Source organism: Mycobacterium pseudoshottsii JCM 15466 (assembly GCF_003584745.1).
Taxonomy (GTDB): domain Bacteria; phylum Actinomycetota; class Actinomycetes; order Mycobacteriales; family Mycobacteriaceae; genus Mycobacterium; species Mycobacterium marinum.
Genome location: NZ_AP018410.1, coordinates 4,102,975 through 4,129,469, shown reverse-complemented (window position 1 = coordinate 4,129,469; position 26,495 = coordinate 4,102,975). Strand labels below are relative to the sequence as shown.

Here is a 26,495-nt window from a genome sequence, read left to right as displayed (position 1 = left end):
CTTCCCGCGCAGGGACTGCGCGTGCCGGAAACCGGCAGTCCTGCCTTGCACGTTAGGCGCATCGCGGGCTCACCTGTTAATCGGGTGCCTCGACACCGGTGTTGGACCGGTCCTGCTGCACCTGCCCGATGCACAGTGTCGGGTTCATCCACAAGCACCAGGCTTGGCGCCGTCGCTTCGAGTTGGTGTGGCGGTCGGCGCATTTACCGTCGGCCCATGCGAACAGAGCTTCCCGCCGAGCGACTGCAGCGACGGCTCACCACCGCCCCCGACCTCCGATTGCACGCCGAGTCCGGTGCCGCCGAATCCGGTGCGGATCCGCACGACGATCGCGATGACGACCCGAACTCGCTGCTCCCGCGCTGGCTGCCGGAGGCAGGGGATGGCAGCGGCTTGTTGAGCAGGGTGCGCGCCGACCCCGGGCGTGCCGGTGCCATCGCGTTGGCCGTAGTCGCCGCGCTTGCGGTGCTGGTCACCGCTTTCACGTTGCTGCACGATCGCCCTGCGCCGGTGATGTCGGCGAAACTACCCGCGGTGGAACATGTTTCGGGGAGCTCGGGAGCCAGCCCTGGATCCTCGGCAAGTCCCGCCGCGGCTGCCGGCCCGGATCGGCCGGTGGTGGTCAGTGTCGTTGGCCTGGTCCATACGCCGGGACTGTTCACGCTGGCACCGGGCGCCCGGGTAGCCGATGCGTTGCAGGCCGCCGGCGGCGCGCTGGCCGGTGCGGACACCATCGGCCTCAACATGGCCCGTCAGCTGGCCGATGGCGAACAGATTGTGGTGGGGCTCGCACCCGTCGCGGGGCAGCCCAAAAGATTCGGCAGCTCGATCGGCGCCGCCACACCAAGCCCAGCGCCCGCGGCGACGTCGGGCACGAGGAGCCCGGGCCCCAATCCGGCCGAGGTCCTCGACCTCAACACCGCGACGGTGGAACAACTGGATTCGCTGCCCGGGGTGGGGCCGGTCACCGCCGCTGCGATCGTGTCGTGGCGAGCGGCCAACGGCAAGTTCACCAGCGTGGACCAGCTTGCTGAAGTTGACGGCATCGGTCCGGCGCGACTGCAGAAGCTGCGGTCCCTGGTTCGCGTCTGACGCCGGTGCATAGCGGGATGGCCGGCGCCGGCCGCGACGTCGCGGAGCGACTGGATGTGCGTCTGGTTCCGGGTGCGCTGACCAGCTGGATCGTGACCGCGGCGGGAATCGTCTGGCCGGTCGGTCGCGCGTGCGCATCCGGGTGCCTGCTGCTCGCGCTCGGGGCCGAGGTGTTGTGGTGGATCAACGATCGCCGGCCGCGGTCGAGGCGGTGGCCGTGCGTAGTCAGCGCCGGCCTGGTCACGGTCGGGGTGGTGGGCGCGGGCTTTGGAATGGCGATCGCGCTGCGGACCGAGGCTCTGGCGCGCCATCCGATCAGCGCCGCGTTCGGAACCTCAGCCGCGGTGACCGTCACACCCAGTGAAAGTGCCTTGTCGCTGGGGTCTGACCGATTGATGTTTCGGGCGACGATCCAGCGGCTGCGTGATGACGAGATCTCCGGTCGTGTCGTGGTGTTCGCGCGTGCCTCCGAGTTCGAGGAGATGGGAGAGCTGATGGTCGGGCGGCCGGTGCGCTTCACGGCCCGCATCAGCGGTCCCGCCCGCCACGATCTCACGGTCGCGGTGCTCAACTCGGCGGGTGCGGTCAAGGCTGGTCGTGCCGGTGCGTTGCAGCGGGCCGCTCACCAGGTGCGCGGCCGGTTTGCCGCGGCGGCACGGCGCGTTCTGCCCGCCGACCAGGCCGCGATGCTGCCCGCCTTGGTCCTCGGTGATACCTCGACGGTCAGCACCGAGACCGGCCGCGCGTTCCGGTCAGCGGGGATGACCCATCTGACGGCGGTGTCGGGAGCCAACGTCACCATCGTCTGCGGTGCGGTGCTGTTCTCGGCGCGTTGGGTCGGACCGCGGGCCGCGGTGGCACTGGCCGGGATCGCGCTGGTGGCGTTTGTGGTCGTGGTGCAGCCGACGGCAAGTGTGTTGCGGGCGGCGCTGATGGCATCCATCGCGCTGGCCGCGATGTTGTCGTCGCGTCGACGGCAGGCGATTCCGGCACTGTCGACCACCGTGCTCGTGTTGCTGGTTGCGGCGCCGCACCTGGCCGTTGACATGGGTTTCGCGTTGTCGGTGGTGGCTACCGCGGCCCTGGTCGTCGTCGCTCCGGGGTGGTCGGACGGCCTGGTGGCGCGGGGCTGGCCCAAAGTGCTGGCGGACGGGCTCGCCGTCGCGACCGCGGCACAGGTGGTGACGGCACCGCTGGTCGCCGCGATCTCCGGCCGGTTCAGTGTGGTCGCAGTGGTTGCCAACCTCGCGGTAGCCGCCGTGATCGCGCCGATCACCGTGCTGGGCAGTGCGGCGGCCGTGCTGGTCATCCCGTGGCCGGCCGGCGCGCAGCTGCTGATCCGCTTCACCGGGCCGCAGGTGTGGTGGGTGTTGCATGTGGCGCGGTGGGCCGCCGATGTGCCAGGGGCGACCGTGGCCGTCCCGGCGGGGCTTGCCGGGGTGCTGATTGTGGGGGGAGTCACCGTGTTGGTGGTGGCGCTGTGGCGATTTCGGTGGATTCGGCTCGCGATGATTTCAGCTCTGCTGGCCACCCTCGGCAGTGGGCTGGCGTGGTCGGTGGCGGGCCTGGTCGGCCCCTCGTGACACCATCAGGGGGTGAGCGAGATTTCGCCGTTGCACTTGGTCCTGGGTGATGAGGAACTGTTGGTCGAGCGGGCGGTGGGCGACATCGTGCGGGCAGCGCGTGAGCGGGCACGCCAGGCCGCGGGCACCGACGACGTGCCGGTCAACCGAATGCGCGCGGGCGACGTCAGCACCTACGAGCTGGCCGAACTGCTGAGCCCCTCGCTGTTCGCCGAGGAGCGGATAGTCGTTTTGGAGGCCGCTGCCGAGGCCGGCAAAGACGCGGTCGCGTTGATCGCCTCGACCGCCGCCGACATTCCACCGGGCACGGTGCTGGTGGTGGTGCATTCCGGCGGTGGGCGGGCCAAGGCGCTCGCCGGTGAGCTGAAGTCGCTGGGTGCGCAGGTGCACCCGTGTGCGCGGATCAGCAAGGCTAGCGAGCGTGTCGACTTTGTCCGTGGCGAGTTCCGCGCGCTGCGCGTCAAGGTCGGCGAGGACACTGTGACGGCCCTGCTCGATGCCGTCGGATCCGATATCCGCGAACTGGCCTCGGCCTGTTCACAGCTGGTTGCCGACACCGGCGGTGACGTTGATGCCGTCGCGGTCCGTCGCTATCACAGCGGCAAGGCCGAGGTGAAAGGTTTTGATATCGCCGACAAGGCGGTGGCCGGCGACGTGGCCGGCGCCACCGAGGCGCTGCGCTGGGCGATGATGCGCGGAGAACCGCTGGTGGTCCTGGCCGATGCCCTGGCCGAAGCCATACACACGATCGGTCGGGTGGGGCCGTTGTCTGGAGACCCGTACCGCATGGCAAGCCAGCTGGGCATGCCGCCGTGGCGGGTGCAAAAGGCCCAGAAGCAAGCGCGGCGCTGGTCGCGCGACAAGGTCGCAACGGCGATGCAGTTGGTCGCGCAACTCAACGCCGACGTCAAGGGAGCCGCGGCCGACGCTGACTACGCGCTGGAATCCGCGGTCAGAACGGTGGCTGAGTTGGTCGCCGACCGGGCCTGACCAGATGTGAACCAGGCCTGAGACACGCTTGAACCGGGCCTGGACCAGGCCCGGTTTTCAGGTTTGACGGGTCAGCCCAGCTTGTTGAGGGCGCGCGCCAGTGCCGACTTCTTGTTGGCGGCCTGGTTCTTGTGAATGACGCCCTTGCTGGCCGCCTTGTCCAACTTGCGGTTGGTCGAAACCAGCAGCTCGGCGGCCTTTTCCTTGTCGCCCGAGTGAGCAGCGTCGCGGAACGACCGGACCGCCGTACGCAGCGACGACTTCACCGACTTGTTGCGCAGTCGGGCGCGCTCGTTGGTGCGGTTGCGCTTTTGCTGCGACTTGATGTTGGCCACGCGTTAGTTCCTTAAAGTCTGCTCGGTGGTTGCTCGGGTGACCTTGACACCCGACAGCGAGTGCTCAGGTTATCAGTCGGTTACGTTTTCACCCAAAAGAGGAGCCGTTAGCTCGGCGGATTGTCGAATTGAGGCACCATGAACCAGGTGAGTCTTACTGAACCGATGCAAGCAAGTAGGCGGCGGTCACAAGCGCGTCCGGAACGCATATTCGGCGGCTACAACTCGTCGGATGTGTATTCCCAAGCCTTTGACGAAATGTTCGACGCCCAGGGCAACGTTCGCGGCCCCTACAAGGGCATCTACGCCGAGCTTGCGCCGTCGGATGCGTCGGAGCTCAAGGCCCGCGCCGATGCGTTGGACCGCGCATTCCTAGACCAGGGCATCACGTTTTCGCTGTCGGGCCAGGAGCGGCCGTTCCCGCTTGACCTGGTGCCCCGGGTGATCTCGGCGGCCGAATGGTCCCGGTTGGAACGCGGCATCATCCAACGCGTCAAGGCCCTCGAGATGTACCTGGACGACATCTATGGCGACCAGGAGATCCTGCGTGACGGCGTCATTCCGCGGCGGCTGATCACCTCCTGCGAGCACTTCCACCGGGAGGCCGTGGGGATCATTCCGCCCAACGGTGTGCGCATCCACGTCGCCGGCATCGACCTGATCCGCGACGAGCGCGGTGACTTCCGGGTCCTCGAGGACAACCTGCGCTCGCCGTCGGGGGTGTCCTACGTCATCGAGAACCGGCGCACCATGGCGCGGGTCTTCCCGAACCTGTTCGCCACCCATCGGGTCCGTGCGGTCGACGACTACCCTTCGCACCTGCTGCGGGCGCTCCGCAACTCGGCGGCCACCAACGAGGCCGACCCCACCGTGGTGGTGCTGACCCCAGGTGTCTACAACTCGGCCTATTTCGAACATTCGCTGCTGGCCCGGCAGATGGGCGTCGAGTTGGTCGAAGGCCGCGACCTGTTCTGTCGCGACAATCAGGTGTACATGCGCACCACCGAGGGGGAGTGCCAGGTCGACGTCATCTACCGGCGCATCGACGACGCCTTCCTGGACCCGCTGCAATTCCGCGCCGACTCGGTGCTGGGAGTGGCCGGTCTGGTCAATGCCGCCCGCGCGGGCAATGTGGTCATCTCGAGCTCGATCGGAAACGGTGTCGGTGACGACAAGCTAGTCTACACCTACGTGCCCACCATGATCGAGTACTACCTGCGCGAAAAGCCGTTGCTGGCCAATGTGGACACCTATCGGTGCTGGCTGGACGAGGAACGCGAAGAAGTGCTGGACCGGCTCAAGGAACTGGTGCTCAAGCCGGTCGAGGGATCCGGGGGCTACGGCATCGTGTTCGGCCCGGACGCGTCGGACAAGGAGCTGGCCGCGGTCGGCAAGAAGATTCGTGACGATCCGCGTAGCTGGATCGCGCAGCCGATGATGGAACTGTCGACCGTGCCGACACGCATCGAGGACTCGCTGGCGCCGCGCTACGTCGACCTGAGGCCGTTTGCGGTCAATGACGGCAACGACGTGTGGGTGCTGCCGGGTGGGTTGACCCGGGTGGCCCAGGTCGAGGGGTCACGGGTGGTCAATTCCAGTCAGGGCGGCGGGTCGAAGGACACCTGGGTGCTGGCGCCGCGCTCCTTGGCTACCGGCCGTGAGCTGGGCGGCGCCCAAGTGCTGCGGTCGTTGCCGCGGACCGTGCCCGAGCAGAGTCCCGACGATACGCGGCCCAACCAGCAGCAGCCGCAGCAAAATCAGCCGCAAGAAGGTCAGCACCAGCAACAACAGCAGCAGAAAGCGAAGAAGTGATGCTTGCCCGCAACGCCGAAGCGCTGTACTGGATCGGTCGCTACGTAGAGCGCGCCGACGACACCGCCCGAATTCTCGATGTCGCGATACACCAGCTGCTCGAGGATTCCAGCATCGACCCCGACCATGCCTCGCGGCTGCTGTTGCGGGTGCTCGGCATCGACCCTCCCGATCACGAGCTGGATGTCTGGTCGTTGACCGACCTGGTGGCCTTCAGCACCAACGCTTCGGGCGGCTGTTCGATCGTCGAGGCGATCTCAGCGGCGCGGGAAAACGCCAAGTCGGCTCGCGAAGTGACGTCCATCGAGACCTGGGAGTGCCTGAACACCACCTACCACGCTCTCCCGGAACGTGAGCGAGCAGCCAAACGACTTGGGCCGCATGAATTTCTGTCATTCGTCGAAGGGCGTGCGGCCATGTTCGCCGGGCTGGCCGACTCCACTCTGTCGCGCGACGACGGATACCGGTTCATGTTGCTGGGCCGCGCCATCGAACGGGTCGACATGACGGTGCGCCTGTTGCTGTCCCGGGTAGGGGACAGCGCGTCATCGCCGGCCTGGGTCACGTTGCTGCGTTCGGTGGGTGCCCATGACACCTATCTGCGCACCTATCACGGGGTGTTGGACGCGGCCCGGGTGGTCGAGTTCATGATGCTGGACCGGCTGTTCCCGCGCTCGGTCTACTACTCGCTGCGCATGGCCGAACACAACCTCGATGAGCTGCTGCATAATCCGCAGAGCCGCATCGGGGCGACCACCGAAGCGCAGCGGCTGCTTGGGCAAGCGCGCAGCAAACTCGAGTTCGTCCAGCCCGGGGTCTTGCTGGAGTCCCTGGACAGCCGCTTGTCAGGTCTGCAACGAACCTGTCGTGACGTCGGAGAAGCGTTGACACTGCAGTATTTCCACGTAACCCCATGGGTAGCCTGGACCGATGCCGGCCCCCGCGGCCAGATGGTCGTCAGGAAGGGAGAATCCTGATGTGGCGGATGCGGGTGGTGCACAGCACCGGGTACGCATACGAGGCGCCGGTCACGGCGTCGTTTAACGAGGCGCGACTGACGCCGCGGTCCAACTCCCGGCAGAGCGTGATCCTCAACCGGGTCGAAACCATTCCGGCTACCCGGTCCTACCGCTACGTCGACTATTGGGGTACCGCGGTGACGGCGTTCGACCTGCACGCCCCGCACACCGAGCTGACGGTCACGTCCTCCTCGGTCGTCGAGACCGAGCGTCCGGAGCCGCCGGAGGCGAAGGTCACCTGGGAAGAACTCGAGTCGATGGCCGTCATCGATCGTTTCGACGAGGTGCTGCGCCCCACCTCGTACACCCCGACAAGCAAACGTGTCGCCGCCGTGGGACGCCGGATCAGGAAGTATCACGACCCGGTGGAGGCGGTCGTCGCGGCGGCCCGTTGGGCGCGCAGCGAATTGGACTACCTGCCCGGCACCACCGGTGTGCACTCCTCCGGGCTCGATGCCCTGGAACAGGGCAAAGGCGTCTGCCAGGACTTTGCGCACTTGTCGCTGATTGTGTTGCGGGGCATGGGAATTCCTGCGCGCTATGTGTCCGGTTATCTGCATCCCAAGCGCAACGCGGTGGTGGGGAAGTCGGTGGCCGGACGCAGTCACGCCTGGATCCAGGCGTGGACCGGCGGTTGGTGGCACTACGACCCGACCAACGACACCGAGATCAGCGAGCAGTACATCAGCGTGGGCGCCGGCCGCGATTACAGCGACGTACCTCCGCTGAAAGGCATCTACTCCGGGCTTGGCGTCACCGACCTCGACGTGGACGTGGAGATCACCCGGCTGGCCTAGGGCCTTAAACGGTGGTGCCGTCGCTGCCGGGGCTGCCAAGCAGCCCCGCGGCGCCGCCGGTACCACCGGAGCCGTTGGCGCCGCCGCCGAAGCCGACCCCACCGTCACCGCCGTTGCCGCCGTTACCGATGAACTTGGCGTCACCGCCATTGCCGCCGGTGCCGCCCGCGAGGCTGCCCGCGTTGCCGTCCCCGCCGGCCCCGCCATCACCCCCGTCGCCGATCAGATAAGCGCCGGCGCCGCCGTCACCCCCGGCGCCGCCGCCCGCCCCACCGGCTCCGCCGTCGCCGCCGACGTCGACCAACCCGGCGGCGCCCCCGAGCCCGCCGCTGCCGCCAGCGCTGCCGACGACGTCGCCGCCGGCGCCGCCGGCCCCGCCGTCACCACCGACGCCGTAGAGCAACGCGGCGCGTCCGCCCGATCCGCCATTCCCGCCGGTGCCGAGGCTGCCCGCACCACCACCGTCGCCGGCCGCACCGCCGGCACCGCCGTTGCCGATTCCGTAGCCGCTGGCGCCGCCCGCGCCGCCGTCGCCGCCAGCGGAACTCCCGGTGCCGCCGCCCCCGCCGGAACCTCCGGAACCGAACAGCGCACCGCCGTAGCCGCCGTCGCCGCCCTGGCCGCCCTGACCGGTCAGGCCCAGGCTGTTGTCGCCGCCAGTCCCGCCGGCGCCGCCGGTGCCGAACAGCCGCGCGTCACCGCCCAGCCCGCCCATGCCGCCCAACACGGCGCCCGCGGCACCGGCACCACCCGTGCCACCCGCACCGCCGCTGCCGTAGAGCAGCCCGCCCAGGCCGCCGTTTCCGCCGGTACCCCCGAATCCGGATGAGACACCGGCACCCCCGGTGCCGCCGGTACCGCCGCTGCCGAGCAGCCAGGCATTGCCGCCGAGCCCGCCACTGCCGCCGTTGCCGCCGGTGCCACCGGCGCCGCCGTTACCGATCAGCCCGGCGTCGCCACCGCCGCCTCCCGAGACACCGGCAAGGGTGCTGTCACCGCCCCGGCCGCCGTTGCCGTACAACAGCCCGCCCGCCCCGCCGGGCGTCCCGATTCCGCCGACGGTCGCGCCGTCGGCGCCGTTACCGATCAGCGGGCGCCCCAGCAGCGCTTGGGTAGGAGCGTTGATCAGATCGAGCAATGCTTGTGCGGCGTTGGAGGCCTCGGCCCCGGCGTAGGACGCGCTGCTGGCGGACAGGGTCTGCACGAGCTGGTCATGCATTGCCGACATCTGTGTGCTGATGCTCTGATAGCCCTGGGCATGCGCGGCGAACAACGCCGCGACGGCCGCTGACACCTGATCGCCGGCGCAGGCCTGCACGGCGGTCGTCGGGATCGCGGCAATCCCGTTGGCTGCCGCGATTGCCGAATTCACCCCGGCCAAATCGGCGGCCGCCGCGGCCATTGCCTCCAGGTCGGCGATCACATATGCCATGGCGCACCTCTGAGGGTCAGGACCACTGGGCCAGGTGCGGATCGTATCGCGATGCGATCAGCAGTCCGGGCACATTTCGCCCGCGTCCGCCCGACGCTGTGGGCTATCCGCCATCGCTGCCGTTCTGTCCGAACAGGATGCCGCCGCTGCCGCCGGTACCGCTGGCACCGTCGGGGGTACCGTCACCTCCGTGAGCGCCGTCGCCGCCGTTGCCGATGAACCGAGCGTTACCGCCATTGCCGCCGGCCCCACCGGTTGCTGAGCTGGTGCCGCCCTCGGCGCCGTTACCGCCGTTGCCGAGCAGCCACCCGCCGTCGCCACCGCTGCCGCCGGCGACGCCTCCCCAGCCGCCATTGCCAATCAGGTAGGCGCCGCCGCCGTTGCCACCTTGACCGCCGGCGGGGTTACCGGAATCGCCGCCGATGCCGCCGATGCCGCCGTTGCCGCCGTTGCCGATCACCAGGCCGCCGAGGCCGCCGTTTGCGCCCTGGCCGCCGCCGGCGCCGCCGTTGCCGCCGGCACCACCGTCGCCGAAGAGCAGGGCCGAGCCGCCGCTGCTGCCCCAGCCGCCCCCGTTGGCGACGTCGAACCCGTCGCCGCCGTTGCCGCCGTCGCCGCCGTTGCCGAAGAACATGCCGCCGGTGCCGCCGATCCCACCGAAACCGTCGCCGCTGGTAGCCGTGCTGCTAGCGCCGTTGCCGCCGCTACCGCCGCTACCGCCGCTACCGCCGTTGCCGCCGCTACCGCCGTTGCCGGCAAGGATGGCGGTGCCGGCGGCGCCGCCGGACCCTGAACTGAACCGGCCGGCACCGCCGTCGCCGCCGTCGCCGCCGTCGCCATAGAGGATTCCGGCTCGACCGCCGCTGCCACCACTGCCGCCGTCACCGTCGGTGCTCTGACCGCCCAGCCCGCCCGCGGCGCCGTTTCCGAACAGCCCGCCCTGGCCGCAGTCCCCGCCGGTGCCGCCGAATCCGGACGTCCCCAGGCCCACCCCGCCGTTGCCGCCTGCGCCGGCGGCCCCTAACAGGTAGCTGTTACCACCCGCGCCGCCGTTGCCGCCGAACGAGGCGAAGGAATTGATGCCGCTGCCGCCGGTGCCGCCGGCTCCGCCGAAGCCGAATATCAGTCCGGCGTTGCCGCCCGCCCCGCCGGCGCCACCGTTGGTCGCGCTCACATCAGCATCCGCGCCGGTGCCGCCAGCGCCGCCATTGCCGAAGAGCCCGGCACTACCGCCGGCGCCGCCGGCCACACCGGCACTGGTGCTGTCGCCGCCGTTGCCGCCGTTGCCCCACAGGAAGCCCCCGTCGCCGCCGGCCTGTCCCACCCCGTTGACGGTTTGCCCGTCGGCGCCGTCGCCGAGCAGCGGGCGTCCGAACAGGGCCTCGGTGGGTGCGTTGATCGCGTTGAGCAGCGTCTGCTCGACATTGGTGGCTTCCGCGGACCAATACGAGGTCCCGCTCGACGCCAGGGTCTGAACAAACTGGTCATGAAATGACGTCGCCTGCGCGCTCAGTGACTGGTACGTCTGCGCGTGCCAGCCGAACAGGGCCGCGATCGCGGTAGACACTTCGTCGGCCGCGGCCGCCTGCACCGCGGTCGTTTGGGCCGCCGCGACCGCGTTGGCGGCGCTGAGCGTGGAGCCGATATTGGCCAGATCCGAAGCGGCCACCCGCATTAGCTCTGGCGCTACGACCGCAAACGACATCACGACCACCACCACTTCACGACCATTGACCAATTACCAGGCGATATGGATGTTACGCAGCGTGAGCAGGCGGATTTGCGTTTCCACGAAACCCGCACCGCGCCGACAAAAGGGCAATTCGTGTCGGCGGTGAACAGTCAGTGGGGCGTGCCCGGAGGACCGCTAGCGGGCGTGCACCTCGACGCGATGCAGGTCGTTGCCCAGTTCGATGCGCCCGCCGAACTCGGTCGCGGCCAACGCCCGCCACTGGTCTTCCTGACCCGCGATGATGGCTGGCACGTAGTGCGTCATGACCAGCGTGCCCACCCCCGCGCGGGCGGCGGTCGCGGCCGCCTCCTGTACCGAGGAGTGGTAGTCGCAGATGTCCTTGACTCGCTGTTGGGGGAAGTTCGTGATGATGTCCTTGCGGATCACGGTGTGCACCAACGCACCGGCGCCGGCGGCCAATTCGTCCAGGCTGGGACAGGGCACGGTGTCCCCGGCCAGCACCGCCGACGCGCCGTCGAACTCGACGCGGAACCCGATCGTCGGCGCCACCGGGCGGTGATCGGTGGGTGCCACTCGGATCGCTACACCATCGCGGTCCCAGACCGTCCCGTCGGTGTATTCGTGAACCTCGATGGGCGGCGGAGCGTTCAGGTCGGCGTGATGGGCGATCCGGTAACCGATGTCGCGGCCGAACGCTTTGAGCATTGCCTCGACAGTTTCCGCGGTGCCGGGCGGCCCGATGACCTGAAGGGGCGCGGGATCGGCCGCGAAGTTGGTGACCCAGCTGGTGATGAGCACGTCGCCGAGTTCGGCAATGTGGTCGCTGTGCAGGTGGGTGAGCAGCACTGCCGACAAGCCGGCCGCACCCACCCCGACGGCCGCCGCGCGCTGCAGCACCCCGCGGCCACAATCGACCAGGAAGACCTGTCCGCCGGCTCGCACCAGGGTCGATGGCCCCGCACGATCCGGGTCGGGGATGGGACTTCCCGTTCCGAGCAACGTGATCTCAATCATGAGCCCATCCTTGCAAGCCGGGTCGGTGCGTCATCGCTCAACCGGTCGATCCGGCTGGCGGGTATCAGGATTGGTTCTATCGGTCAGGGGGCTCGGGAAGCGCCCAGGTGCAGGTGACCGGATCGATACTTGGCTGTTTGTGCCCGGTTGGGGTGTTGGCTTTCCTGCCGCACGAGTTAGTCGTAGCCTGGGTGTGAGTCGGGTCACAAGCTGCGGGAGGCCTCAATGCGGATCGCGGACGTCTTGCGGAACAAGGGGGCAGCGGTGACGACCATCAACCCCGATGCGACGGTCCGGGAATTGCTTGCCGGTTTGGCTGAGCAGAACATCGGCGCGATGGTGGTGGTCGGAGTGGAAGGTGTGGTCGGCATCGTGTCGGAGCGCGATGTCGTGCGCCAGCTACACACGCACGGCGCCAGCGTGCTGACTCGCCCGGTCTCCAAAATCATGACCAGTGCCGTCGCCACCTGCACAAAGTCCGACACGGTCGACAGCATCAGTGTGCTGATGACGCAGAACCGGGTGCGGCACGTGCCGGTGCTCGACGGCCAGAAGCTGATCGGCATCGTCAGCATCGGCGACGTGGTGAAGTCGCGGATGGGAGAACTCGAGGCCGAGCAGGAGCAGCTGCAGTCCTACATCACCCAGGGGTGATCACTGCCCGGTGCCGCGGCGGCCAATAGCCGCATTCGTCGCTAGCGCCAGCTGTACTCGGCACGCAGCCGCGCCGCCACCACGTCGAACACGTCGCGCTGCAGGATCGCACCCTGGCGGCGGATGCTCTCCTCGGGTACATCGAGCACCCGGTCCAGCCGCACCCAGCCTTGCTGGCCCTCGAAGTCCCAGTCGCCGGTGCCGATTGCGACCCAGTCCGGATCGGCCGAGTACTGCTCCTGGCTGGACAACATCAATGCCAGCAACACGTTGCGCTCACGGCCTACGACGAGCACCGGCCGGTCTTGGCCCTGGGTGGGATCGTCTTCGTAAACCACCCAGGTCCACACGATTTCGCCCGGGTCGGCTCGGCCATCGAGGTCGGGGGAGTAGGTGAGCTTGCGCGCCCGCGCAGCGGTCGGGGAGCTGGTGTCGGTCACCGGCCGGCCCGCGGTGATCTCGGCCGGTGGCGGCGGCAGCCCCATCGCCACGATGTTGGCGGTGATTTTGACGGCTTGCTGAATGGTCCGCAGCGTTTCCTGGGTGTTCTGCAGACGATGGACAACCTTGGGCGCCTCGTTGAACACGAGGTTCTCCGCGAAGCGCTGGAACGTCTTCCACTGGGACTTCCCGGCAGACGTCATATTCGCAGCATAGACGCGATCCGCCGAGCGCGATTGGCCTCAAGTAGGTCCGGGCGGCGCTGCACAGATAGGCTGGAAACCCGCAAACCCCCGCTTCAGGAGAGTCCCATCAGCAGTTTCGCCGACAAAACCTTCACCCCGCCGGCGCAGATTCGGAACTTCTGCATCATCGCTCACATCGACCACGGAAAGTCGACGCTGGCGGACCGAATGCTGCAGTTGACCGGGGTCGTTGACGAGCGCTCGATGCGGGCCCAGTACCTGGACCGGATGGATATCGAACGCGAACGCGGGATCACCATCAAGGCGCAGAATGTGCGGCTGCCCTGGCAGCTCGATGGAACCGAGTACGTCCTGCATCTCATCGACACGCCAGGACACGTCGACTTCACCTACGAGGTGTCACGTGCGCTGGAGGCCTGCGAGGGCGCGGTGCTGCTGGTTGACGCCGCCCAGGGCATCGAGGCCCAGACGCTGGCCAACCTCTACCTGGCACTGGACCGCGACCTGCACATCATTCCGGTGCTGAACAAGATCGACCTGCCGGCCGCCGACCCGGACCGCTACGCGGGCGAGATTGCTCACATCATCGGCTGCGAGCCCGGCGACGTGCTGCGGGTTTCCGGCAAAACCGGGGAAGGCGTCGCAGACCTGCTCGACCACGTGGTGCGCGAGGTGCCGCCACCGCAGGGCGATGCCGACGCACCCACTCGCGCAATGATCTTCGACTCCGTCTATGACATCTACCGCGGTGTGGTCACCTACGTCCGCGTCGTCGACGGCAAGATCACCCCCCGCGAGCGCATCGCCATGATGTCCACCGGCGCCACCCACGAACTGCTCGAGGTCGGCATCGTCTCACCCGAACCCAAGGCCAGCGACGGCCTTGGTGTCGGCGAGGTGGGTTATCTGATCACCGGGGTCAAGGACGTGCGGCAGTCCAAGGTCGGCGACACCGTCACGACCGCCCGAAAAGGTGCCACCGAGGCACTGACCGGCTACCGCGAACCCAAGCCGATGGTGTATTCGGGACTGTATCCCGTTGACGGATCGGACTATCCGAACCTGCGGGACGCCCTGGACAAGCTGCAGCTCAACGACGCGGCCCTGACCTATGAGCCCGAAACGTCGGTGGCGCTGGGTTTCGGATTCCGGTGCGGCTTCCTGGGCCTGCTGCACATGGAGATCAGTCGGGAACGTCTGGAGCGCGAGTTCGACCTCGACCTGATCTCGACCTCGCCCAACGTCGTGTACCGCGTCATCAAGGACGACGGCACCGAAATGCAGGTGACCAACCCGTCGGACTGGCCCGAGGGCAAGATCCGCACCGTCTACGAGCCGGTGGTGAAGACCACCATCATCGCGCCCAGCGAATTCATCGGCACCATCATGGAGCTGTGCCAGTCGCGGCGCGGCGAGCTGGGGGGCATGGACTATTTGTCGCCCGAACGGGTGGAACTGCGATACACAATGCCGTTGGGGGAGATCATCTTTGACTTCTTCGACTCGCTCAAATCGCGGACCCGTGGCTACGCCAGTCTCGATTACGAGGAGTCCGGCGAGCAGGAAGCCCAACTGGTCAAGGTCGACATCCTGCTGCAAAGCGAGGCCGTCGATGCGTTCAGCGCTATCGTCCACAAGGATTCGGCGTTCGCCTACGGCAACAAGATGACCACCAAGCTCAAGGAGCTGATTCCGCGTCAGCAGTTCGAGGTGCCGGTGCAGGCGGCCATCGGTTCCAAGATCATCGCGCGCGAGAACATCCGCGCGATCCGCAAGGATGTGTTGTCGAAGTGCTACGGCGGTGACATCACCCGCAAACGCAAGCTGCTGGAAAAGCAGAAAGAGGGCAAGAAGCGGATGAAGACCATCGGCCGGGTCGAGGTGCCGCAGGAGGCGTTTGTCGCGGCACTGTCCACCGACGCCGCGGGGGATAAGGGCAAGAAGTAGCCGTGACGGTGGGGCGAGCCGGCTGGGCGGGAGCCGTTGCCCTGCTGGGTATCGGCCTGCTGGGAACCGGCTGCACGAACACCGTTGCGGGAGTGTCCACCCACGCCGGCCAGCCGGGTGCGAATGCGCTTACCCCCGAGCAAGTATTGCCGGATGGCGAGGAGGTCAAGGCCGCGGTCGGCAACGATCTGCCGCCCCACAGCCCGCCGATGGTGGGTGATATCGGCGTGTTGCCCAACGGGATTCGCGACAATTCTGCCGCCGCGCCCATCGAATGTCTGGGGGCGATAGCGCCGGCGATGCGGATCAGCTACGAGGTGGCGCCGGTCCGCGCGGCGGCACTGCAGGATTATTGGAATTACGACTCCGGTGTGGTGACGTCTAGTGCAACGGTGGCCGCGATCAAGTTGGCGTCCTCAGACGACGCGCAACGACTATTCGCGTCTTTCACGCAGCAATGGCGACAATGCGAGGGCCGCACCGTCACGATGTACACCCATGACAGGAGCGATACAGAGTTGTATTCGAAAGTGACCGAAGTCCGAACCGACGGGCCGATACTTTCGGCGACCATCATCAGCTGGGACAACCACCACACTCCGCAGTCCCCGGTCGAACGGGCCGTCGGCGTCCAGGGCGACGTCCTCGCCGATGCCAAGGTGGCGCTCAGGCCGCACTCGCAACCCGGGACCAGGGCGATCGAACTCGTCAAGGTGATGCTGCGCAAGGTATCGAGCACGAACTGATGAGAACTCGATTGGTCTTGGCCTGCCTGTTGGTCATCAGTCTGGCTTCGGGCTGCACGTCTGTCGTTGCGGGCACCGCGCTCCCCGCGGCGGGGCTTGCCCCCCAGCTGGTCACCGGAGAAGCGATCAAGGACGTGCTGTTGGACAGCGCCGCACTGGCAAATATTCTCGGCCAGGACTTCACGGCCAAGTCAGAATTGCCACCGCGCTTCGGTGGCCCGGAGAGGTTGCAGGAAGCCTTCGGTCGGGTGTCGCGGGTCGACTGCCTGGGCATCACGACCATGCTGGCCAAGAGCGCCTATCAGTCGGCGCGTCGATCCGGCAGCGTGGAGAACGTGGCGCGGGAGACCTGGTGGAACTCCGCGGGACCGGCGAAGGTGATCAGCGTGGCGGAGGGCGTGGTCGCGCTGTCGGGGCCCGACGAGGCCGCCGAACTGTTCGAGAGCTTCACCCAGCAATGGGACAGCTGCGACGGCGCGATGGTGACCATCGATAGCGGCAAGGTTGCCTTCGCGGACAAGATCACCGACGTGCGCATCACCAACTCCGTGCTGGCGGCGACCGTTTCGATTGGCACCCGAATATCCGGTTCACAGCTCAAAGCGGCCAGACCGGAGGCGCGTGCCATTGGCCTGCGGGGGAATTGCCTGGTCGAAGTCGAGATCGCGTTTTTCAGTGTGCGAGGACCCGCAGACAAGGGGTCCGCCGACATCAATACCAGCGCTATCGAGATCGCCCACGCCATGATGGAAAGAGTCAGCAATATGAGCTGACCCCGAATCGACGGGGGCTACATCGGCGCGTTGGCCGGCTGGAACATCCCGGAACTGTCGGCCTCTTCCTCGGCGCGGATCACGTGGACCACCGCGTTGATCAGCGCCAGGTGGGTGAACGCCTGCGGGAAGTTGCCCAGATGCCGCCCGGTGCGTGGCTCGATCTCTTCGGCGTACAGATGCAACGGGCTGGCGTAGGACAGCAGCCGCTCGCAGAGCCGCTTGGCCTGGGCCACTTCGCCGATCTCAACCAGCGCCGAGACCAGCCAGAACGAGCAGATGGTGAAGGTACCCTCCTCGCCGGAGAGTCCGTCGTCGGTCTCCTCGACCCGGTACCGCAGCACCAGGCCCTCCTCGGTGAGCTCGTTGGCGATCGCCAGGACGGTATTGCGCACGCGCGGGTCATCCGGGGGCAAGAAGCGAGTCAGCACCACCAGCAGCAGCGAGGCGTCCAGCGCGTCGTCGCCGTAGCGCTGGGTGAACACCCCGCGCGAGTCCACCCCGTGCTCGAGAATGTCCGCCTTGATCTCGTCGGCGATCTGGTGCCACTGCTGGGCATAGCTTTTCTCGCCCTGGCGCTCGGCGAGTTTGGCCCCGCGGTCCAGCGCCACCCAGCACATCACCTTTGACGAGGTGAAGTGCTGCGGCTCCCCCCGCACTTCCCAGATTCCGCGGTCGGGCTCGCGCCAGTGCGTGATCGCCTCTTCCACTTGTCGCTTCAGCACCGGCCACAATGTTTCCGGGACTTGTTCACGCGACTTGGCGTGCAGATAGAACGAATCCAGAATCGAGCCCCAGATATCGTGCTGGTCCTGGTTGTAGGCGCCGTTGCCGATCCGGACCGGTCGCGCATGGTCGTAGCCGGACAGATGGTTGAGCTCTTCTTCAACCAGGCTGCGCTCGCCGCCCACGCCGTACATCACCTGCAACGGGTGGCGCTCGTTGTGGTTGGCGCCGGATACATCGGCGATGAAGGCGAAGAAGTCGTCGGCCTCGCGGTCCAGACCGAGGGTGTAGAGCCCCCACAGCGCGAAGGTCGAGTCGCGAACCCAGGCGTATCGGTAGTCCCAGTTACGTTCGCCGCGCGGTGTTTCCGGAAGCGAGGTGGTGCTGGCCGCCAGCAGTGCGCCGGTGGGCGAGTAGGTCAACCCCTTGAGTGTGAGCGCGCTGCGCTGCAGGTATGCCCGCCACGGGTGGTCGGGAAAGTTGCCGATGTTGATCCACTGCCGCCAGCATTCGGTGGTTTGCCACATCTTCTGGGCGGCCTCTTGGTAGGTCTGTGGCGCCGGGTGCTTGGTCCAGCTCAACGCGACGAACACGTCGTCGCCCTCTTTCATCCGGGTGCGCGCCCGCGCCTCCCGGCCCTCCAGCCCGATCCGCAGGTTGGTGGTCAGCCGCAGCGTCGGGTGAGCATCGGGTTGCTTGCTGGCCCGGGCGATGGCCTCACCGTAGGCGTTGGCCGAGTACTCCCAGGTGGCCCCGAGACGGTGGTAGTCGAACGCCGGTTCGCAGCTCATCATCAGCTCGACGGTTCCGCTGACGCAGCGCACGGTGCGCAGCAAGATGTGTTCGGCGTCCCAATCCATCGGCGTACGCCGATGAGTCCGCGAGCGCCTTTCGATGTCGTGCCAGGGCCCCATCACCAACGCGTCGCGCACGATCAGCCACCCGGTGTGGGTCTGCCACGTGGTCTCCATGATCAGGCTGCCGGGAAGGTAGCGCCGCGCCGACGGCACCGAAACCCCGTAGGGGCCCAGCCGGAAATGACCGGCGCTGCGATCCAAAATCGCGCCGAACACGCTGGGGGAGTCCGGCCGGGGCACACACATCCACTCCACCGAGCCGGCCGGAGAGATCAAGCACGTCGTTTCCCAATCGGACAGGAACGCGTAGTCGGCAATCGGCGGAAACGGATTGCGCAGCGATGCGCTGGACGGGGAGATGCCGTGCTGGCTGAGTTCGACCGACGCCGCGGGGGCCCCGTCCAACGCGGGAATCTGGGTAGCCGGCGCGGCGTGCGGGGCCTCCGTCGGCTCGACGGTGAGCTCGACGTCCTCGTCTGCGTGTTCGGCGTGCAAAACCATCCCACCATCATCGACTGTCGACCTGCCCTGCGTCCACCACTGCGCTCCGCGCGGCGCCGAGGTGTCGGGTCTACCGTGCCCGCCTCGCGTACTTTGGGGCGTGTTCGGGCAGTGGGCCGATCGCCACCAGATAGCCCATGATCCGCCGCACTGGCACCGAACGGCTCACCAGGCGCACCACCGGCGGCGGTTGCGGCGGCCCGCCGGTTACCGCCACCGCGACGATGGCGGCGTGGATGGCCCGCTGGATGCCCTGCAGAAAGGCCGTCCGGGGCCCACCGGCGTGCCTGCACCCGCGCCAGCTGGCCGGTGGACACCCGCCCGACGCGCAACGACGGCGCCAGCATCCGGGCGGTGGCCACCGCGTCGGCCAGGGCCAGGTTGATCCCGACGCCGCCGACCGGGGACATCGCGTGCGCCGCATCGCCGATGCACAACGCGCCGTCGCAGTACCAGCGCCGCAGCCGATTGAGTTGTACATCAAGCAGTTTCACGTCATCGAAAGACTTCAGTGCGTCGACGCGGTCGGCGAGCCAGGGCATCAAGTCCGCCAGCGCCCGGTGCAGTGCCTCAATACCCTGCGCGCGCAATTGGGAATCGCTGCCCTTGGGAATGATGTAGGCGATCTGGTAGTAGTCGCCGCGGTCGATGGCAATTCCGCCGTGACCTGAGTTGAAGATGCCGGCCAGACCGGTCGGATCATCGGGCCGACGTGGTAGTCGGAACCACCAGACGTCCATCGGTGCGCCGAAGCTGCGGGTCGCCATGCCCAAGGCCGAGCGCACCGTGGAGCCCCGGCCATCGCAGGCCACGGTCAGATCGGCGTGCATGTGTTTTGTTTCACCGGATTGCGCGCGGTAGGTGACACCGACGACGCGGCCCGGGTCGGGTCCGTCACCCCACAGCACCCCGGTCACCTCGGTGCTGCGCAGCAATCGGAAGGTGGGTTCAGCCTCAGCCGCGGCGGCCAGCAACTCGAGGAAATCCCACTGGGGCACCAAGGCGATGTGCTGGTGGGCGCCGGGCAGGTGTTTGAGGTCGAGGTCGACCGGTTGGCCCTGCACCTTCATGCTGATGGTGTCGATCAGGCGATGCGGGATCTGAGCGAATTGGGATCCAAGACCGAGTTCGTCAAGCAGACGCAGGGTGCTGGCGTGCACCGTGTCACCGCGGAAGTCGCGCAGGAAGTCCGCGTGCTTTTCCATCACGGTGACGTCAACGCCGGCCCGGGCCAGCAACAAGCCCAGCATCATGCCTGCCGGTCCGCCGCCGGCTACCAGAACGCTTGTCGTTTCCGATGGCTGAGGCACTGGGCGATCTTAGGCAGATCATCCGGCCGATCAGGCGCATTGGTTTCGGCTGCCGCGCCGCATAGGGTGAGTCCGGTGAGCGGCATCCTGAATTGGTGGGACTGTGTTGAGCTGTGGCTCTCCGGGCTTCCGTTCGCACTGCAGGCGCTCACGGTGATGCCGGTGGTGCTGGGTGTGGCCCTTATCTCGGCGGCAATATTGGATGCCCTGCTGGGCATGGGTATCGAGCTGATGCAACGCGTCCGCCATAGCGACGAAGCGTCGGGGTAAGCGATGCCACGGTCGCACGTCACGTTGGTTCTCGTCGCCCTGCTGGTGTTGGTGGTCGCCATGTGGTTGCTCACGCACTGAGATGCGGACGCGGTCTGTCCCCGGCGGATTCTGTTAGGCTTCGCGGCATGCACGCAGTGGCCAGTGCTTTGGGGTGCTTGGGGTTTGCAGTGGCCTGCGTGAGTGAAGCCGTGGTGATCTGCGCCACTGCTGACGTGCGCTGTTGTCGCTGACGCCAAACCCGTGCGCGGTCTGGTGCGGAGTTCGTCAATGCCTCAGTTGCTAGCCGATCGCTCCTTCCGCAGTCACGGGAAACGTTGTCCACAAATCCCGCACTGGAAGGCCACCAATGCCGCAGACGTTCATGGGCGCGGCGCGCTCGCGGCGGCCCGGCACGTTCGGGGTCATCTTCGCGCTGATCGCCGTCCTGGCCTCGGCGTGTCAGGGAGGTCCTAGCGACATCGCGGGTGGTGGTGGACCCACCGACGCGCACACCAGCATCACGCTGGTGGCCTACTCGGCCCCGGAGCCCGGCTGGAGCACGGTGATCCCGGCCTTCAACGCCTCCGAGGAAGGCAAGGACGTGCAGGTGATTACCTCCTACGGTGCCTCTGCCGACCAATCTCGCGGTGTCGCCGACGGCAAACCGGCCGATCTGGTGAATTTCTCGGTCGAACCGGACATCGCTCGACTGGTCAGGGCCGGCAAGGTCGCCAAGGACTGGGACGCCGACGCCACCAGGGGCATTCCGTTCGAGTCGGTGGTCACGCTGGCCGTGCGGGAGGGCAATCCCAAGAACATCAGGGATTGGGACGATCTGTTGCGGCCCGGCGTGGAGGTCATCACCCCCAGCCCGTTGAGCTCGGGGTCGGCCAAATGGAACCTGCTCGCCCCCTACGCGGTCAAGAGCGAGGGCGGCAGAAACAGCCAGGCCGGGATCGACTTCGTCAGCAGGTTGGTGCGCGAGCACGTCAAACTACGCCCCGGCTCGGGCCGCGAAGCCACCGATGTCTTCGTCCAGGGCAGCGGCGACGTCTTGATCAGCTACGAGAACGAGGCGATCGCCACCGAGCGGCAAGGCAAGCGCGTTCAACACGTCACCCCGCCGCAGTCCTTCCAGATCGAAAACCCCCTGGCGGTGGTGACCACCACCGCACATCTGGCCACGGCGACGGCATTCAAGAACTTCCAGTACACCGTCGAGGCGCAACGGCTCTGGGCGCAGGCCGGATTCCGGCCGGTCGACCCCGCCGTGGTCGCCGAGTTTCGCGATCAGTTTCCCCTGCCGGAGAAACTGTGGACGATCGCTGACCTGGGCGGTTGGGACACGGTGGATCCGCAGCTATTCGACAAGGGCACCGGCAGCATCACCAATATCTACATGCAGGCCACCGGATGACGGTGACAGCACATTCCGGGCAGTCCGATCCGCCGGCGGTGGCGCCGGATCCCGGTCAGCGCGCCGACGGCGGTCCGCAATGGATATCCGGACTCGGCCGCTCGGGCCGTAGGGGCGCCACGGCGCTGCAGGTTGGTGTGTCGATGGTGTGGCTTTCGGTCATCGTGCTGCTGCCGTTGGCGGCCATTGCCTGGCAGGCCGCCGACGGCGGCTGGCACGCATTTTGGTTGTCGGTCTCCTCGCGCGCGGCGCTGGAGTCGTTGCGGGTGACGTTGACCGTCTCCGCCGGCGTCACGTTGCTCAACACGGTGTTCGGCCTGTTGATCGCCTGGGTGCTGATCCGGGACGAGTTCGTGGGTAAGCGACTCGTCGATGCCGTCATCGATCTGCCGTTTGCCCTGCCCACCATTGTCGCCAGCCTGGTCATGCTGGCGCTCTACGGGCATAACAGCCCGCTGGGGCTGCACCTGCAGCACACCGTGTGGGGCGTGGGGGTGGCGCTGGCATTTGTCACCCTGCCGTTTGTGGTGCGTGCCGTTCAACCGGTGTTGCTGGAACTCGACCGCGAGACCGAGGAAGCGGCGGCATCGCTGGGTGCCACCGGTTGGAAGGTCTTTACCTCCGTCATCTTTCCGTCGCTGATGCCGGCGTTGTTGTCCGGTGCGGGCCTGGCGTTCTCCCGTGCCATCGGCGAGTTCGGGTCGGTGGTGTTGATCGGCGGCGCAGTCCCGGGTGAGACCGAGGTGTCCTCGCAGTGGATTCGCACCTTGATCGAAAACGATGACCGCACCGGGGCCGCGGCGATCTCCATTGTCCTGCTGTCGATCTCATTCGCGGTACTGCTGGTGCTGCGGGTCCTCGGTGCGCGCGCGGCCAAGCGGGAGGAGTTGGCCCCATGACTTCGTCCCCGCTGGTTCGCTACCTGCTCCGGGCCATCGCGCTCACGTATGTCTTTGCGCTGCTGGTGGTTCCGATGGGGGTGATCTTGTGGCGCACCTTCGAACCCGGCTTGGGCCAGTTCTATGACTGGATCAGCACCCCGGCGGCGATTTCGGCGCTGCATCTGTCGCTGTTGTTGGTGGCCATCGTGGTGCCGCTGAACGTGATTTTCGGCATTCCGACCGCATTGCTGCTGGCCCGCAACCGGTTCCGGGGCAAGGGCGTGTTGCAGGCGATCATCGACCTGCCCTTCGCGGTCTCGCCCGTCATCGTGGGCACCGCGTTGATCTTGTTGTGGGGATCGGCGGGTGCCCTGGGCTTCGTCGAACGAGACCTCGGGATCCGAATCATCTTCGGCCTGCCCGGGATGGTCCTCGCCAGCATCTTCGTCACCCTGCCGTTCGTCGTACGCGAGGTCGAACCCGTGTTGCACGAATTGGGCACCGACCAAGAGCAGGCCGCCGCAACCTTGGGTTCTGGCTGGTGGCAGACGTTCTGGCGCATCACGCTGCCATCGATCCGGTGGGGCCTGACCTACGGAATTGTGCTGACTGTCGCCCGTACCCTGGGCGAATACGGTGCGGTCCTGATGGTGTCGTCCAATCTCCCAGGGACATCGCAAACGCTGACGTTGCTGGTCTCGGACCGCTACCACCGCGGGGCCGGGTACGGGGCCTATGCGCTGTCGACGCTGCTGATGGCTGTCGCGGTGGTGGTCTTGATCGTCCAGGTGGCACTTGACGTGCGCCGGTCTCGAACGACCAGCCGGGCATGAAGAAGGAGACTTCATTGACTGGACCGGGAACCGGTGGTCACGCCATTGTCGTGCGGGACGCCTTCAAGCAATACGGGGACTTCGTCGCGCTGGACCGCGTGGACTTCGTGGTGCCGGCCGGTTCGCTGACCGCCTTGCTGGGGCCCAGCGGTTCGGGCAAGTCGACGCTGCTGCGTACCATCGCCGGGCTCGATCAGCCCGACAGCGGCAACATCACGATCAATGGACGCGATGTGACCCGGGTGCCGCCCCAGCGACGCGGCATCGGCTTCGTGTTCCAGCACTACGCCGCCTTCAAGCACCTCACCGTTCGCGACAATGTGGCCTACGGCTTGAAGATCCGCAAGCGGCCCAAAGCCGAGATCAGAGACAAAGTCGACAATCTGCTAGAAGTGGTGGGATTGAGCGGATTTCACGGCCGCTACCCCAATCAGCTCTCCGGTGGTCAGCGGCAGCGGATGGCGCTGGCCCGCGCGCTGGCCGTCGACCCGGAAGTGCTGCTCCTCGACGAGCCTTTCGGTGCGTTGGACGCCAAGGTCCGGGAGGATCTGCGGGCCTGGCTGCGCCGACTCCATGATGAGGTGCACGTGACCACCGTCCTGGTCACCCATGATCAGGCCGAAGCGCTGGATGTGGCGGATCGGATCGCCGTGCTCAACTCGGGCCGGATCGAACAGGTTGGTTCCCCCACCGAGGTGTACGACGCCCCCGCGAATGCGTTCGTGATGTCCTTCCTGGGTGCGGTTTCCGCGCTCAACGGTGCGCTGGTGCGCCCGCACGACATTCGGGTCGGCCGCACCCCCGAAATGGCCGTCGCGGCGGCCGACGGCACGGGGGAATCCACCGGTGTCACGCGCGCCGTCGTGGACCGGATCGTGGTGCTGGGCTTCGAGGTGCGGGTGGAGCTGACCAGCGCGGCCACCGGCGGAGCCTTCACCGCCCAGATCACCCGGGGTGACGCCGAGGCGCTGGCTCTGCAGGAAGGCGACACCGTCTATGTGCGCGCCACCCGGGTGCCCCCGATCGCCGGAGCTGCCCCGGCCGTTCCGGACGACGGTGCCGGCAGCACTCCCAGGGCAGCGCAGATCGGTGTGGGGGGACAGTAACGGTCACCCCGTAGCTGTGACGGGCGTCCTATCCGGCCCGGCCGGATAGCGGTTCAGGCTCCTGGCCAGGCGTTGTGGGGCGATACAACGCCGCCGCCCGGACGTACCGGTAGAGCAGCGCGATCATGGCGGCAAAGACAAACAGACCCAACAGCTCGGCCCAATGCGTGAATCCGTCGCCCAGGATGGCCAGGGGGTCCTCGGTGCCAGTCCCCACGACGATGCCGGCGAAGGCCACGCCGAAAAGACTTTCGCCCACGATCAGGCCGGTGGCGAGCATGACGCCCATGCGTCTCTTGCTTTCATCCTCATCACCGGATCGCTGCGCCCACGAGTCATAGATCCGGCCGAGCACCGCGCCGACCGGGATAACCAGCGTCAGCGAGATCGGCAGGTACATGCCCATACCCACCGCGAGCGGGGGGAGCCGAAGTGTCGCGGTGGTCCTGGTCAGTACTTCATCGACCACGACTACCACGATGCCGATCAGCGCGCCCAATCCCACCAGCGACCAGTTCAGCGATCCGCCGAAGACCCCCTTCGCCAGTGCCGAGATCAGTGCCGCCTGCGGAGCGGCCAGCGCATTTCCGGTAGCGCCGGGGGCTCCTTGAAAGCCGAACGCGCTTTGCATCAACTGCAAAACAGGAGCTATCACCGCCGCGCCGATCGTTACCCCGATCACCAGGGCCACCTGCTGCTTCCAGGGGGTCGCTCCCACCAGCTGACCGGTCTTGAGGTCTTGCAGATTGTCGTTGGAAATGGTCGCCACACCAAAAATCACCGCGGCGGTAAAGACGGCGTACGCCACCAAAGCTGGGGTCTGGGCATCGCTGGCCGGACCATAGGTCCACTTGATCAGCAGCGCGGCCAGCAGCACCACCAGGATGCCGACCCCGGAGATCGGACTGTTCGACGAGCCGATCAGGCCGGCCATATACCCACACACCGATGCGACCACCAGACCGATGGTCACGATCAGCAGCAAGCTGACGGCGATGATGCTGCCGGCCCGCCCAGCGATCGGCGTGTGGTCGGTGAAGTCGCCGAGCAGCAACCCAATCGGGATCAGCGAGACCAGCACCACCAGCCCGACCAGCTGGATCGGGATGTCGCGCTCGTGCAGGTCGACGGCCTCGCCCCGGCGACGGGTGCGCGCGGAGACCGCGGCCTCGGCGATACCGGCCATGATGGGGCCGGCGATTTTCAGGAACGTCCAAACCGCCGCCACCGCAATGGCTCCCGCCCCGATGAAACGCACGTCCGACGAGAAGGTCCTGGAGACGAAATCGGCCAACGCCCCATCCTGGGGCAGCTGACCGGCGGTGCGCATCGGCAGCAGCACACCGTAGCTGATGAGCACACCCACAATCATCGCGATACCGACGCCCAGCCCGACGAGATGGCCCACGCCGACCAGCGCCAGCGACAGGCTCGCACCCGCCATCGTCGCGCCCGAACCCAACCGGAAGGTCACCGCCAGCGAGTTGCTGATCACCTTGAGCGCGGCCAACAGCGAGTATCCGGCCGCGGTCACCGCGCCCAGCGCGATGACCGAAAGTCCCCTCCGGTTTTCCTCCGCCCCCGTGCCGATGCGCCGATCTTCAAAACCTCTGCCCCCGCGACGCCTTCGGGGTAGGGCAGATCGGAACCGGTGACCAGCGCGCGGCGCAGTGGGATCGAGTACATGACACCCAGCAGGCCACCGAATCCGCATACGGCCACCGTCGTCCAGTACGGGAACCCGCTCCACCAGCCGATCATGATCAGTGCCGGTAGCACGAAGATGATCGCCGACAGGGTGCCTGCGGCCGACGCGATGGTTTGCACGATGTTGTTTTCCACGATCGAGTGGTTCGCGAAAAACCTCAGGACTCCCATCGAGATCACCGCGGCCGGGATGGAAGTGGCAAACGTCAGCCCGACCTTGAGGCCGAGATAGACATTCGCCGCGGTGAACACCAGCGTGATCAGCCCACCCAGGATGATCCCGCGGGTGGTGATCTCGCGTGTACTGCCCAGTGCACCAGACATGGGGCTCGACCATATCCGCTAGTGCCGCCATCCGCAGCAATCCCCAC

General features: G+C 67.1%; 20 protein-coding genes and 3 pseudogenes. 15 read left to right on the top strand and 8 right to left on the bottom strand.

Annotated features, from left to right (window positions below):
- The first annotated feature begins 216 nt into the window (after positions 1 to 216).
- Genes MPSD_RS18790 through holA form a run of 3 tightly spaced genes read left to right on the top strand, consistent with a single transcriptional unit; the run spans position 217 to position 3,665 of the window.
- Positions 217 to 1,092, top strand: coding sequence for a ComEA family DNA-binding protein (locus MPSD_RS18790; RefSeq protein WP_015356515.1), 876 nt, complete (start codon positions 217 to 219; stop codon positions 1,090 to 1,092).
- Positions 1,093 to 1,109: 17 nt separating this feature from the next.
- Positions 1,110 to 2,675, top strand: a complete 1,566-nt coding sequence (locus MPSD_RS28465; RefSeq protein WP_020786747.1) for a ComEC/Rec2 family competence protein — start codon at positions 1,110 to 1,112, stop codon at positions 2,673 to 2,675.
- A gap of 30 nt (positions 2,676 to 2,705) precedes the next feature.
- Positions 2,706 to 3,665 (top strand): DNA polymerase III subunit delta, encoded by a 960-nt coding sequence (gene holA, locus MPSD_RS28460; protein WP_085979917.1) that lies wholly within the window; start codon positions 2,706 to 2,708, stop codon positions 3,663 to 3,665.
- 71 nt (positions 3,666 to 3,736) lie between these two features.
- Here holA and rpsT read toward each other — a convergent pair whose 3' ends face one another.
- On the bottom strand, positions 3,737 to 4,000 hold the full coding sequence (gene rpsT, locus MPSD_RS18775; RefSeq protein ID WP_011741410.1) for a 30S ribosomal protein S20: 264 nt from the start codon (positions 3,998 to 4,000) through the stop codon (positions 3,737 to 3,739).
- Positions 4,001 to 4,138: 138 nt separating this feature from the next.
- Here rpsT and MPSD_RS18770 point away from each other — a divergent pair, with 138 nt between their 5' ends.
- The 3 genes from MPSD_RS18770 to MPSD_RS18760 are packed head-to-tail and all read left to right on the top strand — an operon-like array spanning position 4,139 to position 7,628.
- Positions 4,139 to 5,812 (top strand): circularly permuted type 2 ATP-grasp protein, encoded by a 1,674-nt coding sequence (locus MPSD_RS18770; protein WP_012395343.1) that lies wholly within the window; start codon positions 4,139 to 4,141, stop codon positions 5,810 to 5,812.
- Entirely contained in the window at positions 5,812 to 6,789 is a 978-nt protein-coding gene (locus MPSD_RS18765; RefSeq protein ID WP_086084830.1) for an alpha-E domain-containing protein, read from the top strand. The genes MPSD_RS18770 and MPSD_RS18765 overlap by 1 nt, the downstream gene beginning before the upstream one ends.
- A complete protein-coding gene (locus tag MPSD_RS18760; protein WP_020786750.1) occupies positions 6,789 to 7,628 on the top strand; it encodes a transglutaminase family protein in 840 nt (279 codons plus the stop codon). Before MPSD_RS18765 ends, MPSD_RS18760 begins: the two co-directional genes overlap by 1 nt.
- A 4-nt stretch (positions 7,629 to 7,632) precedes the next feature.
- On the opposite strand, the gene MPSD_RS18755 is transcribed toward MPSD_RS18760, so the two are convergent.
- The 3 genes from MPSD_RS18755 to MPSD_RS18745 form a co-directional block, all read right to left on the bottom strand.
- Entirely contained in the window at positions 7,633 to 9,060 is a 1,428-nt protein-coding gene (locus MPSD_RS18755; protein WP_086084829.1) for a PE family protein, read from the bottom strand.
- Positions 9,061 to 9,163: 103 nt separating this feature from the next.
- Positions 9,164 to 10,765 (bottom strand): PE family protein, encoded by a 1,602-nt coding sequence (locus MPSD_RS18750; RefSeq protein ID WP_165601446.1) that lies wholly within the window; start codon positions 10,763 to 10,765, stop codon positions 9,164 to 9,166.
- 162 nt (positions 10,766 to 10,927) lie between these two features.
- Positions 10,928 to 11,767 (bottom strand): Rv2407 family type 3 sulfatase, encoded by an 840-nt coding sequence (locus MPSD_RS18745; RefSeq protein WP_020786752.1) that lies wholly within the window; start codon positions 11,765 to 11,767, stop codon positions 10,928 to 10,930.
- 225 nt (positions 11,768 to 11,992) lie between these two features.
- On the opposite strand from MPSD_RS18745, the gene MPSD_RS18740 reads away from it, so the two are divergent.
- Positions 11,993 to 12,421, top strand: a complete 429-nt coding sequence (locus MPSD_RS18740) for a CBS domain-containing protein (protein ID WP_012395338.1) — start codon at positions 11,993 to 11,995, stop codon at positions 12,419 to 12,421.
- A 41-nt stretch (positions 12,422 to 12,462) separates the two neighbouring features.
- On the opposite strand, the gene MPSD_RS18735 is transcribed toward MPSD_RS18740, so the two are convergent.
- The gene (locus MPSD_RS18735) at positions 12,463 to 13,065 is read right to left on the bottom strand and encodes a type II toxin-antitoxin system PemK/MazF family toxin (protein ID WP_012395337.1); all 603 of its coding nucleotides are present in this window, start codon (positions 13,063 to 13,065) and stop codon (positions 12,463 to 12,465) included.
- A 32-nt stretch (positions 13,066 to 13,097) separates the two neighbouring features.
- On the opposite strand from MPSD_RS18735, the pseudogene lepA reads away from it, so the two are divergent.
- The 3 genes and pseudogenes from lepA to MPSD_RS18720 all read left to right on the top strand — a co-directional run bounded on the left by lepA (position 13,098) and on the right by MPSD_RS18720 (position 16,534).
- A pseudogene (gene lepA / locus MPSD_RS18730) lies at positions 13,098 to 15,015 on the top strand (translation elongation factor 4).
- A gap of 2 nt (positions 15,016 to 15,017) precedes the next feature.
- Entirely contained in the window at positions 15,018 to 15,761 is a 744-nt protein-coding gene (locus tag MPSD_RS18725; RefSeq protein ID WP_015356508.1) for a sensor domain-containing protein, read from the top strand.
- Complete coding sequence (locus tag MPSD_RS18720) at positions 15,761 to 16,534, top strand: sensor domain-containing protein (RefSeq protein ID WP_036426444.1); 774 nt, start codon at positions 15,761 to 15,763, stop codon at positions 16,532 to 16,534. The genes MPSD_RS18725 and MPSD_RS18720 overlap by 1 nt, the downstream gene beginning before the upstream one ends.
- Positions 16,535 to 16,551: 17 nt before the next feature.
- Here the strand turns inward: MPSD_RS18720 and MPSD_RS18715 are convergent, their stop codons facing one another.
- On the bottom strand, positions 16,552 to 18,618 hold the full coding sequence (locus MPSD_RS18715; RefSeq protein WP_012395333.1) for a glycoside hydrolase family 15 protein: 2,067 nt from the start codon (positions 18,616 to 18,618) through the stop codon (positions 16,552 to 16,554).
- A 70-nt stretch (positions 18,619 to 18,688) separates the two neighbouring features.
- A pseudogene (locus tag MPSD_RS18710) lies at positions 18,689 to 19,871 on the bottom strand (FAD-dependent oxidoreductase).
- 123 nt (positions 19,872 to 19,994) lie between these two features.
- Here MPSD_RS18710 and MPSD_RS18705 point away from each other — a divergent pair.
- From MPSD_RS18705 to MPSD_RS18685, 5 genes are all read left to right on the top strand, one after another.
- A complete protein-coding gene (locus MPSD_RS18705; protein ID WP_232022594.1) occupies positions 19,995 to 20,198 on the top strand; it encodes a hypothetical protein in 204 nt (67 codons plus the stop codon).
- Between the two features lie 349 nt (positions 20,199 to 20,547).
- Complete coding sequence (locus tag MPSD_RS18700) at positions 20,548 to 21,597, top strand: sulfate ABC transporter substrate-binding protein (protein ID WP_020786758.1); 1,050 nt, start codon at positions 20,548 to 20,550, stop codon at positions 21,595 to 21,597.
- Complete coding sequence (gene cysT, locus MPSD_RS18695) at positions 21,594 to 22,496, top strand: sulfate ABC transporter permease subunit CysT (RefSeq protein ID WP_020786759.1); 903 nt, start codon at positions 21,594 to 21,596, stop codon at positions 22,494 to 22,496. The genes MPSD_RS18700 and cysT overlap by 4 nt, the downstream gene beginning before the upstream one ends.
- The gene (gene cysW / locus MPSD_RS18690; protein WP_020786760.1) at positions 22,493 to 23,311 is read left to right on the top strand and encodes a sulfate ABC transporter permease subunit CysW; all 819 of its coding nucleotides are present in this window, start codon (positions 22,493 to 22,495) and stop codon (positions 23,309 to 23,311) included. Before cysT ends, cysW begins: the two co-directional genes overlap by 4 nt.
- A complete protein-coding gene (locus tag MPSD_RS18685) occupies positions 23,308 to 24,417 on the top strand; it encodes a sulfate/molybdate ABC transporter ATP-binding protein (RefSeq protein ID WP_051153662.1) in 1,110 nt (369 codons plus the stop codon). The genes cysW and MPSD_RS18685 overlap by 4 nt, the downstream gene beginning before the upstream one ends.
- Positions 24,418 to 24,445: 28 nt before the next feature.
- On the opposite strand, the pseudogene MPSD_RS18680 reads toward MPSD_RS18685, so the two are convergent.
- Positions 24,446 to 26,448 (bottom strand): annotated as a pseudogene (locus MPSD_RS18680) (OPT family oligopeptide transporter).
- Positions 26,449 to 26,495: the final 47 nt, after the last annotated feature.

Excerpts from the sequence above, each read along its gene's own strand:
- cysT (WP_020786759.1), top strand. The coding sequence starts at position 21,594 with ATGACGGTGACAGCACATTCCGGGCAGTCCGATCCGCCGGCGGTGGCG.
- MPSD_RS18740 (WP_012395338.1), top strand. The coding sequence starts at position 11,993 with ATGCGGATCGCGGACGTCTTGCGGAACAAGGGGGCAGCGGTGACGACC.
- MPSD_RS18755 (WP_086084829.1), bottom strand. The coding sequence starts at position 9,060 with ATGGCATATGTGATCGCCGACCTGGAGGCAATGGCCGCGGCGGCCGCC.
- MPSD_RS18685 (WP_051153662.1), top strand. The coding sequence starts at position 23,308 with ATGAAGAAGGAGACTTCATTGACTGGACCGGGAACCGGTGGTCACGCC.
- MPSD_RS18700 (WP_020786758.1), top strand. The coding sequence starts at position 20,548 with ATGCCGCAGACGTTCATGGGCGCGGCGCGCTCGCGGCGGCCCGGCACG.
- MPSD_RS28465 (WP_020786747.1), top strand. The coding sequence starts at position 1,110 with ATGGCCGGCGCCGGCCGCGACGTCGCGGAGCGACTGGATGTGCGTCTG.
- MPSD_RS18745 (WP_020786752.1), bottom strand. The coding sequence starts at position 11,767 with ATGATTGAGATCACGTTGCTCGGAACGGGAAGTCCCATCCCCGACCCG.
- MPSD_RS18765 (WP_086084830.1), top strand. The coding sequence starts at position 5,812 with ATGCTTGCCCGCAACGCCGAAGCGCTGTACTGGATCGGTCGCTACGTA.
- MPSD_RS18735 (WP_012395337.1), bottom strand. The coding sequence starts at position 13,065 with ATGACGTCTGCCGGGAAGTCCCAGTGGAAGACGTTCCAGCGCTTCGCG.
- MPSD_RS18760 (WP_020786750.1), top strand. The coding sequence starts at position 6,789 with ATGTGGCGGATGCGGGTGGTGCACAGCACCGGGTACGCATACGAGGCG.
- cysW (WP_020786760.1), top strand. The coding sequence starts at position 22,493 with ATGACTTCGTCCCCGCTGGTTCGCTACCTGCTCCGGGCCATCGCGCTC.
- MPSD_RS18790 (WP_015356515.1), top strand. The coding sequence starts at position 217 with ATGCGAACAGAGCTTCCCGCCGAGCGACTGCAGCGACGGCTCACCACC.
- MPSD_RS18715 (WP_012395333.1), bottom strand. The coding sequence starts at position 18,618 with ATGGTTTTGCACGCCGAACACGCAGACGAGGACGTCGAGCTCACCGTC.
- MPSD_RS18750 (WP_165601446.1), bottom strand. The coding sequence starts at position 10,765 with ATGTCGTTTGCGGTCGTAGCGCCAGAGCTAATGCGGGTGGCCGCTTCG.
- MPSD_RS18720 (WP_036426444.1), top strand. The coding sequence starts at position 15,761 with ATGAGAACTCGATTGGTCTTGGCCTGCCTGTTGGTCATCAGTCTGGCT.
- MPSD_RS18770 (WP_012395343.1), top strand. The coding sequence starts at position 4,139 with ATGAACCAGGTGAGTCTTACTGAACCGATGCAAGCAAGTAGGCGGCGG.